The following is a 12,700-nucleotide window of genomic DNA, read 5'->3' as shown; positions in this document are numbered from 1 at the left end:
TGTGATATGCAGAACTTACAGTCTGTTACCGCAGGTATATATCCATACATCCATGTTCACAAATATTATCAAGGCGAGTCACCAAACCGCTTAGCTCACGACCTGTGCATGCACTTGGTTGAATGACTCAGGAGGCTGCAGCAGCCGTAGCCGCAGCGGAGTTCATGAAAACCAAAGGAAACAAAATGAACAGAAACATGCAGCGCATCATGCGCCTCGGTTTGAGTTGGGTGGCGGTTGCCGTGCTTGCGGCATGCGGCGGCGGAGGTGGCAGTGCCGACGGTACGGTGGCTACGTCATCGACGCAACTCGCACGCAGCGAAAGCCCGAGCACACAGAGTGCCAAAGCCAGCGAAAACTCCAAAAGCAGCAGCGACAAGAAGAACAGTGACAGCAAGAATGACAGTGACTCAAAGTCAGGGGAAAGTCATCACAACGGTGGTGGCTCGACACCACCGCCCCCTCCTGCAACCGCCACGACCGGCTACACCCTGCTGGCCTGGAACGACTTGGGCATGCACTGTGTGGATGGAAAAGACTATTCGGTGTTCTCCATCTTGCCACCTTATAACAACCTGCACGCCCAACTGGTGAACTCCGCCAAGGGTGGTTTGGTCACCAGCGGGGTGAACCTGACCTATGAGGCCATGGCTGATGCAACGGGTTCCATCAACACCACCAGCGTGGCCAAAACCAATTTCTGGAGTTGGGTGAAGTCTTTGTTTGGTGCAACCCTCAGCGCAGACGTTGGGCTCAAGGGCAACGCCATGACCTCGGCGGCTCCCCGTCCCTTGACCTACAACGCGACGAACAAGTGGTTTGAGGCAGAAGGTATCCCGATCACCCCCTACGATGACCAAGGCAAAAAGAACTTTTACCCCATGGTCAAAGTAGTGGCCAAGGATGCCACGGGCAAGATATTGGCCACCGCTCGCACCGTGCTGCCGGTCAGTGACGAGATGAGCTGCAAGTCTTGCCATGCCTCCAGCACCGTCAGCAGCGATGCCAAGCCTGCAGCTGGCTGGGTCAAGGATGCGGATGCTGAAAAGGACTGGAAGAAAAACATTCTGCGCCTGCATGACGAACGCAAGCTCGCCAACCCGGCCTTCACCGCCGCATTAACCAAACTGGGCTACAACCCGTCCGGGTTGATGGCCACAGCTTCTGCCGGGCAGCCGGTGTTGTGTGCGGCCTGTCACAGCTCCAATGCCTTGCCGGGAACCGGTGTCGCGGGTATCACGCCGCTCACCCAAGCCTTGCACACTTTGCACGCCAAGGTCAAAGACCCGATCAGCCAGCTGACGCTGGACAGCAGTACCAACCGCACCTCGTGCTACATGTGCCACCCTGGTTCGGTCACCCAATGCCTGCGTGGCCCCATGGGCAATGCGCTGGATCTCACCGGCAAACCCGCCATGAACTGCCAAAGCTGCCACGGCAGCATGACGGCTGTGGGTAACAACGCCCGCACCGGCTGGCTCAACCAGCCCACCTGCCAGTCTTGCCACCATGATGGCAAACGCGAACTCAGCGGTGTCACAGCGGCTGGGGTGCCCAAGGTCTGGACAGATCAGCGCTTTGCCTCCAATGCCAATGTGCCGGCTGCCGGCTTTAACTTGTACCGTTTCAGCAGCGGACATGGTGGGCTGCAATGCGAGTCCTGCCATGGTGCGACCCACGCGGAATACCCCAGCTCGCATGCCAATGACAATGTACTGAGTACCGATGTACAGGGTCATGCGGGCACCATCAGCGAATGCACCGCTTGCCATGCCACCATGCCCAATACCATCAACGGAGGCCCGCACGGCATGCACACCACAGGAAATGCCTGGATTTCAACCCACAAGGATGTGGCCAAGGGTGCCAACACCAGCTCGTGTGCCTATTGCCATGGTGCGGATTTCAGAGGAACCGCACTCAGTCAGGTCAAGATGACCAAAACGCTCACTGTGGAGCACGGTGTGAAAACCTTCACGGCGGGGCAAAACATCGGCTGCTACGAATGCCATAACGGGCCCAAAGGCGGTTAAATCGGGCCCATTCAGTGTTCTGCCGCAATGACGTGGAGGCTCAGCCATGCTTACGGCAGAAGCTGTTTGAAAGCATTACACACACCCGCTGGCCAATCGCCCCAGCGTCGCCAAAGCCTCCTCCATACGTGCATCCCCTGGATAGCCGTAGTTGATGCGTAAACAATTTTCAAAGCGCTTGTCTGCTGAAAACAAGTGCCCTGGCGCGATGCTGATCTGTTGCGCTGCGGCCAGGCGGTGGAGTTGCAGGGCATCCACATGGGCGGGCAGTTCCAGCCACAAAAAGTAGCCCCCTTCGGGCCGGGTGACCCGTGTGCCCGGCGGAAAATGCGCCTCAATCACCTTCAGTGCCCAGGCTTGCTGCAGCTCTAGAGTTTGGCGCAACTGGCGCAGGTGGCGCTCAAAATGCCCGCCTTGCAAATAGTCTGAAATTGCCAACTGTGACGGGATAGCGGTGGACAGTGTGGTCATCAGCTTCAGGCGCTGCACCTGCTGCGCATAACGCCCAGCGGCCACCCAGCCTACACGGTAGCCGGGGGCCAGGCATTTGGAGAATGAACTGCAATGCAGCACCAGCCCCTGGCGGTCAAACGCCTTGGCTGGCAAGGGGCGGCGCAGGCCAAAGTACAGCTCGCCATACACATCGTCCTCAATCAGCGGCACCTTGTGGCTAGCCAGCAGCTCGACCAGAGCTTGTTTGTGATGCTCAGGCATCAGGCTGCCCAGCGGGTTCTGAAAACTGGTCATGAACCAGCAGGCTTTCACCGGGTGCTGGGCCAGCACCTGCGCCAGCGAATCCAGGTCCACGCCATCACGCGGGTGGGTCGCCACCTCTACCGCACGCAGGTTCAGCCGCTCCAGCGCTTGCAAGGCCGAGTAAAACGTGGGCGACTCCACCGCCACCACATCACCGGGACGGGTCAGCGCTTGCAGGCACAGGTTCAGGGCCTCCATGGCACCGTTGGTGATGACAATTTCATCCAGATCCACAGCGGTATTGTTCATGGCATAACGCAGGTTGATCTGGCGGCGCAGGCGCTCATGGCCCAGGGTCAGGTCTTCCACCATGCGCTGGGGTGTCAACTGCCGCATCGCCGGTGTCAAGCTGCGCGCCAGCTTGTCCAGCGGAAACAAGGCCGGGCTGGGAAAGGCCGACCCCAGTGGCACCACGTCGCCCTGGCGGGTGGAGTCGAGCACCTCAAACACCAGGTCACTGATGACCACCTCGGTCGACTGGGCGCTGATCACCGCCGTACCCGGCTCGGCCTGCATGGGTTGGCGGGTGGCATTCACGTAGTAGCCCGAACGTGCCCGCGCCTGAATCAGCCCACGGGCCTCCAGCAGGTAATAGGCGGCAAACACCGTGGCCGGGCTGATCTTGCGGCTCATGCTGGCCTGGCGCACTGAGGGCAAGCGCTCGCCCGGACGCAAAGCCTTGGTTTTGATCAGATCGGCAATTTCCTGCGCATAGGTTTCGTAGCGTTTCATGAGGGCGCAACTGATATGGTTTTTTTGAGAATATCTGAATCTACCATTTCAGATGAAGCTGCGGCACAGTCATGGCCATGAACTCCAAAACCATTCCCATTGCCGTTGACGGCTCAAGAACCGAACCTTTGATACAGCTTGAGCCCAAAAACAAAATTTATGTGCGTGCAACCTCGGGCCGCTTTGCCGCGTGGCGCTGGGCCATGGTCTGGCTCACGCAATTGGTCTTTTACGGCCTGCCATGGGTGACCTGGCATGACCGGCAGGCGGTGTTGTTTGATCTGGCGCAGCAACGTTTTTATCTGTTTGGCCTGGTGCTGTACCCGCAAGACCTGATTTACCTGACGCTGCTGCTGGTACTGGCCGCGTTGGCGCTGTTTTTTGTGACCACGGTGGCTGGGCGCATCTGGTGCGGTTTCTCCTGCCCACAAACGGTGTACACCAAGGTATTTGTCTGGGTAGAGCACCTGACCGAAGGCAAACCACACGCTCGCAAGGCGCTGGACAGTCGCACCTGGGGTACAGAAAAAATACTGCGCAAAGGCAGCAAACAAGCCCTGTGGCTGGGCATCAGCCTGTGGACCGGGTTCACGTTTGTGGGCTATTTCACGCCCATCCAATCACTGGCAAGTGCTTTACCCGACTTGTCGATGGGGCCGTGGGACTCGTTCTGGGTGTTGTTTTATGGGCTGTTCACTTACCTCAATGCCGGTTATTTGCGAGAGCAGGTGTGTAAACACATGTGCCCCTACGCCCGCTTTCAGTCAGCCATGTTTGACCGCGACACCCTGATCATTGGCTACGACAGTGCGCGTGGGGATGCACGCGGGCCACGCGCGCGGTCGGTCGATCACAAAGCCATCGGCCTGGGTGACTGTACGGACTGCACCCTGTGTGTGCAGGTATGTCCCACCGGCATTGACATTCGTGACGGTTTGCAAAGCAATTGCATTGGCTGTGCCGCCTGTATTGACGCGTGTGATGGCGTGATGGATCAGATGAAATACCCACGCGGTTTGATCCGCTACTCAAGCCTCAACGGGCTAACTCATGGCTGGGACAGCGCCACCTTGCGTCAACGGGTGTTGCGCTGGCGGGTGCTGGCTTATGGCCTGCAGTTGTGCCTGCTGACTGCGGCGCTGGTGATCGGCCTGAACCAGCGCAGCCCGTTTCGCCTGGACGTGATCCGCGACCGGGGTGTGATGGCCCGCACCTTGCACGACGGCAGCATTGAAAACGTCTACCGGTTACACCTCATGAATGCTACAGAACAGGTACAACACTACCGGGTGGAGGCCCTGGGCTTTACCGGGTTATCAATGACCAGCCCAACGCTGGTGAGCCTCGGACCCATTGAGGCTAAAACGATGACGGTCAATGTGCAGCTGCCTGCGGCAGAGGCAATGGCAAAGCCTGGGAAAACGCTTCACATGCAATTCAAGGTAACTTCAATGGGTGACAACCACGATGTGGTGCAAGTTCTGGAAAACTCCACTTTTTATGTTCCCATGTGAGCCATTTGTGCAAATCTGCAGCTTGGGTATCCGCAACCGATCTACTGAAATAGCTTGTCAACCCGGAAAATAGTGAGCAAACCCATGACTGCAAAGATGGCGGCAGCCATGGAGTGAACCAGCTTCATGGGTATCTTGGCTGCAAATTTGTTGCCCACAAATACGGCGGGTACGTCGGCAATCAACATGCCCAGAGTGGTTCCGGCAATTACCAGCAAAGGAGCACCGTAATTCGCGGCCAGCGCCACGGTGGCAATTTGTGTTTTGTCACCCATTTCCGCCAGGAAAAAAGTGACTACGGTTGCGCCAAACACCCCCAGATGTTTGGCCACCTGGGTTTCTTCCTCCTCAATTTTGTCGGGAATCAAGGTCCAGATGGCCATTCCAATAAACGATCCACCCAGCACCCAGCGCATGATGTCCGGGCTGACCACTGAAGTGATCCAGGCCCCCAATGCACCAGCCAAGCCGTGATTAAACAAGGTCGCCACGAGAATTCCCGCAATAATGGGCACGGGTTTTTTGAAGCGGGCCGCCAGAATGAAGGCCAGAAGTTGGGTTTTGTCGCCAATTTCAGCAAGGGCAACAACACCTGTAGAGATAAAGAGAGCTTCCAAGATAGATTCCAAGGCCGGACAAAAAACAATGACCACGAAGCCTCCCCGGCCAAACCGGAGGCAACATGGTCAAAGGTCTTGTCAAGTTTGAAGCCGCTTGTACCATGGCCGAACGACCAAGTATGTTGACACAAGCCCCTTCGGTTGACCCGAAGGGAGACTACTCCCCAGTGACATGCTCAGTTTAGCAGACGGATTTCACCCTGCGAGGGTTCTCAAAGTCAAACTCTACAGCACAATGCTGCACCCGCTTGAACATCCCACTCCACCATGAACCCAGTTGATTCCACCGCCGCCCCGCTGGTGTTGCGCTGCAACGCCAACCACGTAGTTACCCTCACACTGAACCGGCCACAGGCGCGCAATGCGCTGTCCACCGAATTGATTGCTGCACTGCAAGCTGAACTGGATGCCATTGCCATGGATACATCCCTGCATGTTGTCGTGCTCGCTGGTGCGGGTTCAGCCTTCTGCGCCGGACATGACCTGAAAGAAATCCGGGCTGCGGGTTACGCTCCAGAGTATGCCGAGGCCTTGTTCGAGGCCTGCTCACAGCTCATGCAACGTATTGTGTCGCTCCCGCAACCGGTGATTGCCCGCGTGCAAGGTATCGCCACGGCAGCTGGTGTACAACTGGTAGCCAGTTGTGATCTGGCGATTGCGGCAGACACAGCGCGCTTTGCCACACCTGGCGTGAATATTGGTCTGTTTTGCTCAACCCCGATGGTGGCCTTATCTCGGAACATCAGCCCCAAACACGCCATGCAGATGTTGCTGACCGGGGAGTTGATGGATGCAGCCACCGCGCTGCGCTTTGGCCTGATCAATACATTAGTTCCCGCAGCTGAACTGGATGCGGCGGTGGACCATCTGGCCAACAAGATTGCATCCAAATCACGCCACACACTGACGATGGGCAAAGCGGCGTTTTACCGTCAAGCCGAACTGCCCTTGGCTCAAGCCTATGACTACGCCAAAGATGTGATGGTTACCAACCTGCAAATCCAGGATGCCCAAGAGGGTATCGGGGCATTTATTGACAAACGTACCCCGATCTGGTGCCATGGAGCTAACCCATGAGTGACATCGATACCTTGCGCCGCGTCCTGCGTGACAGCCACACCATTGCCGTAGTGGGCCTATCGGCCGAGTCGGACCGACCGAGTTTTATGGTGGCCAGGTACCTTCAGGAACACTGCTTCAGAATCGTCCCGGTCAACCCCAAATACTCGAACATTCTGGGTGAAACCTGCTACCCCGATCTGCTCACCATTCCCTTCCCCGTGGATATGGTGGATGTGTTTCGCAAATCGCAGGATTGCCTACCCATCGCCCAAGATGCCATAACGATTGGAGCCCATACGCTGTGGTTGCAGATAGGTGTGGTCAACGAAGAGGCCCGTGCCATCGCCGAACAAGCTGGCCTGACGGTGGTGATGAATCGATGTACCAAAATTGACCATGCCCAGCTGGTAGGTGATGGTTTCACGGGATCATGTGCCTGATCGCCTGGAACTGGCAACCTGCCAGCCCCACACCGCTGCTGCTGATCGCCAACCGTGACGAGTTTTACGCACGCCCGACGCTGCCATTAAATTGGTGGGAAGAGGCCCCCATTCTGGCAGGACGTGATTTGCACGCGGGCGGCACCTGGTTGGGGGTAAGCCGCGATGGGCGACTGGCTGCGCTCACCAACTACCGGGATCCAGCCCATATGCGTGCGAATGCACCTTCCCGCGGCGAACTGGTCAGCACCTTTTTACAAACCCAACACAGCGCAACTGACTATCTGGCCAATTTGGTGAAACACGCAGCCGATTACAACCCGTTTAACCTGCTGGTGTTTGATGGACAAAGTTTGATGGGATTGGAGAGTCGCCATGCCAAGGTGATCACCTTGAAGCCTGGGTTGGGTGCCGTATCAAATGCTGATTTTTTAACACCCTGGCCCAAACTGACGGGTTTAAAAGATGGCTTGCAAGCCTTGCTGATACAAGATCATCCCCGTGATGAAGACTTGATGGCTTTGCTGCACAACCCGCATCCAGCCGACGATGCCCGGCTGCCTGCCACGGGCATCTCATTGGAGTTGGAACGTGCGCTTTCAGCGGCTTTTGTCTCGCTACCCAACTATGGCACCCGCGCCTGCAGTGTGATTCGTTTTGAAGTGAATCAGATCCATTTTCAGGAGCAGGCTTTTGATGCCCAAGGACACATTGGCACGCGCAAATTCACTTTACCGTGGGGCTTGCAGACTGGCTGATTTTTGCGCGGATGTAAGACAGGGCTTCTTCCACCTGATCCACCAGTATCAGGCATAAATCGCCCTCCTCCAGTTTATCCATGGCCGTATCAATGGCCAAAAATTCACCGGTGATCTCAGCAATACCTTGCGTGCGGGAAGCACCGGCCAGGCCTTCGCGCAACAGCGCAATCACCTCGCCGTCAGATCGACCACGTTGGCACTGATCCTGGTACAGCACCACTTCATCAAAGGCTTGCCCCAGGATCTGGGTTTGCTGGCGAATGTCTTCATCACGTCGGTCACCTGCACCACTGATCACCACCGTACGTCGTTTTCCGGGCATGTTATTGACGGCTTGCACCAACGCTGACATGGCATCCGGGTTATGCCCGTAATCGGCAATTACCGTGGCACCGCGGTAAGTGAACAGGTTAAAGCGGCCAAGTGCGTTGTCACTGTCATTTTCAAAACTGGCCAGGCCAGCACGTATCACGGCCCAGTCCAGACCCAGTCCCCACACCGCCGCCACGGAGGCCAGAACATTTTCCACCTGAAAACCAATCGTGCCATGGTGTGTGATCGGCACAGCAGATAGCGGAATTTCGTAGCGATTTGCCCCTTCTGCAGCAACCAGACACCCGTTTTCAACGTAGATCCCACGCTGCCCTTGCGCCAGATGAGCTGCCATCAAGGGTAGACTTTTGGATTGTGCAAAAAATGTTACTGCGCCCGTGCAATGTTTGGCCATAGCTGCCACAGCGGGGTCAGCGGCATTGAGAACAGCCGTTCCCTTGTCCGCAATGTTCTTCACAATGACACGCTTCAACACGGCCAGGTCTTCCACTGTGGTGATGTAGTTCAGCCCAAGATGGTCACCTGTACCAATGTTGGTCACAACCGCCACATCACAACGGTCAAAGGCCAAACCTTCACGCAACATGCCACCACGCGCAGTCTCCAAAACAGCGGCTTCCACATCGGGGTGTTGCAACACATTACGGGCACTTTTGGGGCCACTGCAGTCGCCGGTGTCAATACGCTGACCCGCAATGTAGACCCCATCGGTATTGGTCATCCCAACTCGCAGACCACTCTGCGTTAACAGATGCGAAATCAATCGCACCGTAGTGGTTTTGCCATTGGTACCCGTCACAGCGACCAGGGGTATACGGCCGTTGCCACGGTCACCAAACATAAACTGAATGATGGCCTCACCTACAGCGCGACCCTTGCCAAAAGACGGTGCAATGTGCATGCGCAAGCCTGGTGCAGCATTCACTTCCACCACACCACCGCCAGTCGTTTCAAGGGGGTGGTGAATACTATCCGTGACGACATCCACGCCGCACACATCCAGCCCCACCATTTTGGCGGCCTCCACCGCACGGGCAGCCACCTTGGGGTGCACATCGTCAGTGACATCAGTAGCAGCACCGCCAGTGGACAAATTGGCATTACGCCGCAAGGTCACACGTTGGCCCAACTCCGGGACAGACTCAGCCTGAAGTTCCTGATCAGCCAGACACGCCAAGGCAATGTCATCAAACCGAATTTTGGTAAGTGATGTGGCATGACCTGACCCACGCCTGGGATCAAGGTTCACAAAATCAACCAATTCACGAATACTGTGCTGGCCATCACCCACCACATGAGGCGCTTCGCGTTGAGCCGCTGCCACCAACTTATTGCCAACGACCAACAACCTGAAATCATGGCCCGGCAAGAAACGCTCCACCAAAACATGCGACCTGAAGCTCTTGGCTGTGTGATAACCCGCGATCAGCTGCTCTTTCGTCTTGATATTGACGGTCACGCCTTTTCCCTGATTACCATCCATGGGTTTGACGACCACCGGCAGACCAACTTCAAGCGCTGCAGCCCAGGCATCCTCCACACTACTGACTTCACGACCACGCGGTACAGGCACGCCAGCCGCAACCAATAATTTTTTAGTAAGTTGTTTATCTTGCGCAATACTCTCGGCAATGGCACCCGTTGTATCTGTCTCGGCAGCCTGAATCCGGCGCTGTTGACTGCCCCAACCGAATGACACCATGCTACCTTCTGTCATACGTCGATAAGGAATTTGGCGTGCTACAGCAGCATCCACAATCGCACCGGTACTGGGGCCAAGCCGCACATCCTCATCCAGATCCCGCAGTTGAGTCAGCGCATGTTGCAAGTCAAAAGGTGTGTCTTCCAGGGCAGCGATACACAGAGCTTGGGCCAGCTCTAAAGCCAACCGCCCCACCGCCTCTTGGGTGTACTCCACAATCACCTGAAAAACGCCCGCTTCAAGCGTAGGAGTGGTGCGCCGAAAAGTGACGGGGCAACCCGCTTGTGCCTGAAGACCCAAGGCAGCCAACCCTAATACATGGGCCAGACAAACCGGATCAGTTTGCCCAACGGATTGCAGTGGAGCAATGGCAGGAAAGCGGCTGCGCAATCGGCTCTCAAAACCCGGCAAATCTGTAATGCTGCAAAGTTTCGGAGAACAAGTCACCACCACCTCAATCGCCGTGTGATGTGTCCAGAGGTTGGGGCCACGCAGGGCCCGAATGCGCGATAGCTTCATATCTCAACGATGTTTTTGTATTGTTTGTTCAAAGGTGCGAAGACCAGCACCCATCAATTCGGCAGACATACCCAAAGCCCAGGCGGCGGCTACTGCAGCCAGCACCCATTCCGCGGAGCCTGGCAAGTCTACCCAATGACCATTCAAATCGATCTGTGTCACTCTGGTGTCACCTTGTGCCAGCACCAGGCCACCCTGCTCAGAAAACACCACCCGCTGTCCGCTGGCTCGGTGAGCCGCCAGAGCAGGCAGCTCAGGGTCAAGGCCGTAAAAAATCACATCCCCATCACACAAGGATGCCATTTCAACCACCTGTGGGTCGGCGGCATTCAGTACCGCCGTACCATGCGCAAGCACAACATCTACCTGGGTACGCTCCACGTTGTAGAGCTTGTCCAAACTGTCAATGTAAAACTCAGACAAGGTTTCAAATCCGCTGACATCGGTCACAACACCCACGCGACATTTGTCGTAAGCCAAGCCCTCACTCAAAATAGTTTGGGGGTTGTGTTCAAAAACAGCCACGTCTATCGAGCGATTGATCAACAGGTTTTGCCCTCGTTCCCAACTCGTGTAGTCGTGTGGGTCCACACAACGCTCACCCAAGTAAAAACCGTCCTTACAAGCCAAACCCACTTTTTGACCTTGTGTATAAAGCATCCAGCTCAATAAACGTGCAATGGGCGTGGTGTTGACTTGCCCGGTAATACCCACGATATCCATGCGCCCATTTTGCATGGGGCCAAAAAGATGCGCCACAATGGCTTGGCCAATCGGTCTGGCGTGACCACTGGCGGGTTTGAGGTGCGCCAGCAAACCAGGACTGGCATTAACCTCAATCACGGCAGCCCGTTGTGCGCTCAAGGGACGGGTAGCATCTTCCAACACCATGTCAACACCTGCAATATCCAAGCCCACAGCCCGCGCGGCCAAGGTAGCCATGGCCGCCACACTGGGGTGAACCTCATCCGTGATGTCAAAAGCCACATTGCCATTACGCTGAATCAACACTTGCTGACCCATGGCTGGAACCGAATAAGCAGTCAGCCCTTGACGCTGGAGTTCCAGAATGATTTCTGCGCCCTCATGTGGAGCCAAGACGTTCAGCGGCGCATCTTCAGTGATACCGCGACGCGGATCGGTGTTGAGTTGCCGGTCCACCAGCTCAATGATATTGGACTGACCATCACCAGTGACCCAAGCAGTTTCACCTCGGGCTGCAGCCACAACACGCTGACCAACCACCAGTAAACGATGTTCGTTGCCTGGAATGTACTGCTCAACAATGATGCTGCCGCCCCCTTTGCGCTTGGCAAGCGCAAAAGCGGCATCCATGTCCTGGCGATTGTTCAGGTCAAGCGACACACCACGGCCATGGTTGCCGTCATGGGGTTTGATCACCACTGGCAAACCTATGTCTTGCGCCGCCGCCCAGGCTTGTTCGGTGGTTTCAACCAACTCGCCCTGAGGTACCGGCACACCGCAAGATTTCAGTAAAGATTTGGTCAAATCTTTATCACTGGCAATTTCTTCGGCAATAGCGCTGGTTTGATCAGTTTCAGCGGTCCAGATACGGCGTTGCTTGTTGCCATAACCTAGTTGCACCAAATTGCCCGCCGTAAGACGAATGTGGGGAATGCCGCGTTCGGTAGCTGCTTCCACAATATGAGCGGTGCTGGGCCCCAGGCAATACTTGTCAGCCAAGTCGCGTAATTGGGCCACGGCTTGGGTCACATCAAAAGGTGTATTGTGGATCGCAGCATGCACCAATTCGCGCCCCGCTTCCAGAGCAGCTCGACCCACTTGCTCTTGCCGGGTACGAAATGCCATCTTGTAAACCCCGCGCTGGGAGGTTTGCCGGGTTTTACCAAAACCGGTGCGCATACCCGCCATGTTTTGCAGTTCAAGCACCACATGTTCCAGGATATGTCCGGCCCAAGTGCCTTCGCGCAAACGCTCCAAAAACCCCCCGGGTTCACCCACGCCACACCGGTGCACCGCCAGACCGGGCAACATGGTGGTTAAACGCTCATAAAATCCGACTAAGGTGTTGGAAGGGTAATCTTCCAAATCGCCGATATCGACCCAAACCTCAATGACCGGACGGTACGTCCAGATGTTGGGGCCCCGTAAGTGGGTGACACGCAAAAATTCAATACGCTTGGTTGTCATAAATGTGTAGAAGTCGACCATTGAGTCGCAACGTGAGATTTTCAGTTCTTTTGTTC

The 12,700-nt window shown here is 56.1% G+C and carries 9 protein-coding genes and 1 riboswitch; of the genes, 5 read left to right on the top strand and 4 right to left on the bottom strand.

What is annotated here, in order from left to right; translation table 11 throughout:
• The first annotated feature begins 185 nt into the window (after positions 1–185).
• The gene (locus tag LDN84_RS11415) at positions 186–2,033 is read left to right on the top strand and encodes a hypothetical protein (protein WP_223912689.1); all 1,848 of its coding nucleotides are present in this window, start codon (positions 186–188) and stop codon (positions 2,031–2,033) included.
• A gap of 75 nt (positions 2,034–2,108) precedes the next feature.
• Here LDN84_RS11415 and LDN84_RS11410 read toward each other — a convergent pair whose 3' ends face one another.
• A complete protein-coding gene (locus LDN84_RS11410) occupies positions 2,109–3,521 on the bottom strand; it encodes an aminotransferase-like domain-containing protein (RefSeq protein ID WP_223912687.1) in 1,413 nt (470 codons plus the stop codon).
• A 71-nt stretch (positions 3,522–3,592) separates the two neighbouring features.
• On the opposite strand from LDN84_RS11410, the gene ccoG reads away from it, so the two are divergent.
• Positions 3,593–5,035, top strand: a complete 1,443-nt coding sequence (ccoG, locus tag LDN84_RS11405) for a cytochrome c oxidase accessory protein CcoG (protein WP_435405938.1) — start codon at positions 3,593–3,595, stop codon at positions 5,033–5,035.
• A gap of 41 nt (positions 5,036–5,076) precedes the next feature.
• Here the strand turns inward: ccoG and LDN84_RS11400 are convergent, their stop codons facing one another.
• Positions 5,077–5,652 carry a TMEM165/GDT1 family protein gene (locus LDN84_RS11400; RefSeq protein WP_223912683.1) on the bottom strand — a complete coding sequence of 192 codons (576 nt, stop codon included), beginning with the start codon at positions 5,650–5,652 and terminating at the stop codon, positions 5,077–5,079.
• Between the two features lie 3 nt (positions 5,653–5,655).
• Positions 5,656–5,836, bottom strand: a riboswitch (yybP-ykoY riboswitch).
• An 86-nt stretch (positions 5,837–5,922) separates the two neighbouring features.
• Between LDN84_RS11400 and LDN84_RS11395 the strand changes: the two genes are divergently transcribed.
• Genes LDN84_RS11395 through LDN84_RS11385 form a run of 3 tightly spaced genes read left to right on the top strand, consistent with a single transcriptional unit; the run spans position 5,923 to position 7,915 of the window.
• The gene (locus LDN84_RS11395; RefSeq protein WP_223912680.1) at positions 5,923–6,732 is read left to right on the top strand and encodes an enoyl-CoA hydratase; all 810 of its coding nucleotides are present in this window, start codon (positions 5,923–5,925) and stop codon (positions 6,730–6,732) included.
• Positions 6,729–7,157 carry a CoA-binding protein gene (locus LDN84_RS11390; RefSeq protein ID WP_223912677.1) on the top strand — a complete coding sequence of 143 codons (429 nt, stop codon included), beginning with the start codon at positions 6,729–6,731 and terminating at the stop codon, positions 7,155–7,157. The genes LDN84_RS11395 and LDN84_RS11390 overlap by 4 nt, the downstream gene beginning before the upstream one ends.
• A complete protein-coding gene (locus LDN84_RS11385; protein ID WP_223912673.1) occupies positions 7,148–7,915 on the top strand; it encodes an NRDE family protein in 768 nt (255 codons plus the stop codon). Before LDN84_RS11390 ends, LDN84_RS11385 begins: the two co-directional genes overlap by 10 nt.
• On the opposite strand, the gene cphA is transcribed toward LDN84_RS11385, so the two are convergent.
• Both cphA and LDN84_RS11375 read right to left on the bottom strand, forming a co-directional pair.
• Positions 7,884–10,472 (bottom strand): cyanophycin synthetase, encoded by a 2,589-nt coding sequence (gene cphA / locus LDN84_RS11380; protein ID WP_223912669.1) that lies wholly within the window; start codon positions 10,470–10,472, stop codon positions 7,884–7,886. The genes LDN84_RS11385 and cphA overlap by 32 nt on opposite strands.
• A gap of 3 nt (positions 10,473–10,475) precedes the next feature.
• A complete protein-coding gene (locus LDN84_RS11375) occupies positions 10,476–12,644 on the bottom strand; it encodes a cyanophycin synthetase (protein ID WP_223912666.1) in 2,169 nt (722 codons plus the stop codon).
• Between the last annotated feature and the right edge of the window lie 56 nt (positions 12,645–12,700).

Origin of the sequence: Rhodoferax lithotrophicus, from assembly GCF_019973615.1 — a bacterium.
In the GTDB taxonomy this organism is placed as follows: domain Bacteria; phylum Pseudomonadota; class Gammaproteobacteria; order Burkholderiales; family Burkholderiaceae_C; genus Rhodoferax; species Rhodoferax lithotrophicus.
This window is presented reverse-complemented; position numbering and strand designations above follow the sequence as displayed.

Coding starts and splice junctions, on each gene's coding strand:
- LDN84_RS11415 (WP_223912689.1), top strand. CDS start 186: ATGAACAGAAACATGCAGCGCATCATGCGCCTCGGTTTGAGTTGGGTG.
- LDN84_RS11410 (WP_223912687.1), bottom strand. CDS start 3,521: ATGAAACGCTACGAAACCTATGCGCAGGAAATTGCCGATCTGATCAAA.
- ccoG (WP_435405938.1), top strand. CDS start 3,593: ATGGCCATGAACTCCAAAACCATTCCCATTGCCGTTGACGGCTCAAGA.
- LDN84_RS11395 (WP_223912680.1), top strand. CDS start 5,923: ATGAACCCAGTTGATTCCACCGCCGCCCCGCTGGTGTTGCGCTGCAAC.
- LDN84_RS11390 (WP_223912677.1), top strand. CDS start 6,729: ATGAGTGACATCGATACCTTGCGCCGCGTCCTGCGTGACAGCCACACC.
- LDN84_RS11385 (WP_223912673.1), top strand. CDS start 7,148: ATGTGCCTGATCGCCTGGAACTGGCAACCTGCCAGCCCCACACCGCTG.
- cphA (WP_223912669.1), bottom strand. CDS start 10,472: ATGAAGCTATCGCGCATTCGGGCCCTGCGTGGCCCCAACCTCTGGACA.
- LDN84_RS11375 (WP_223912666.1), bottom strand. CDS start 12,644: ATGACAACCAAGCGTATTGAATTTTTGCGTGTCACCCACTTACGGGGC.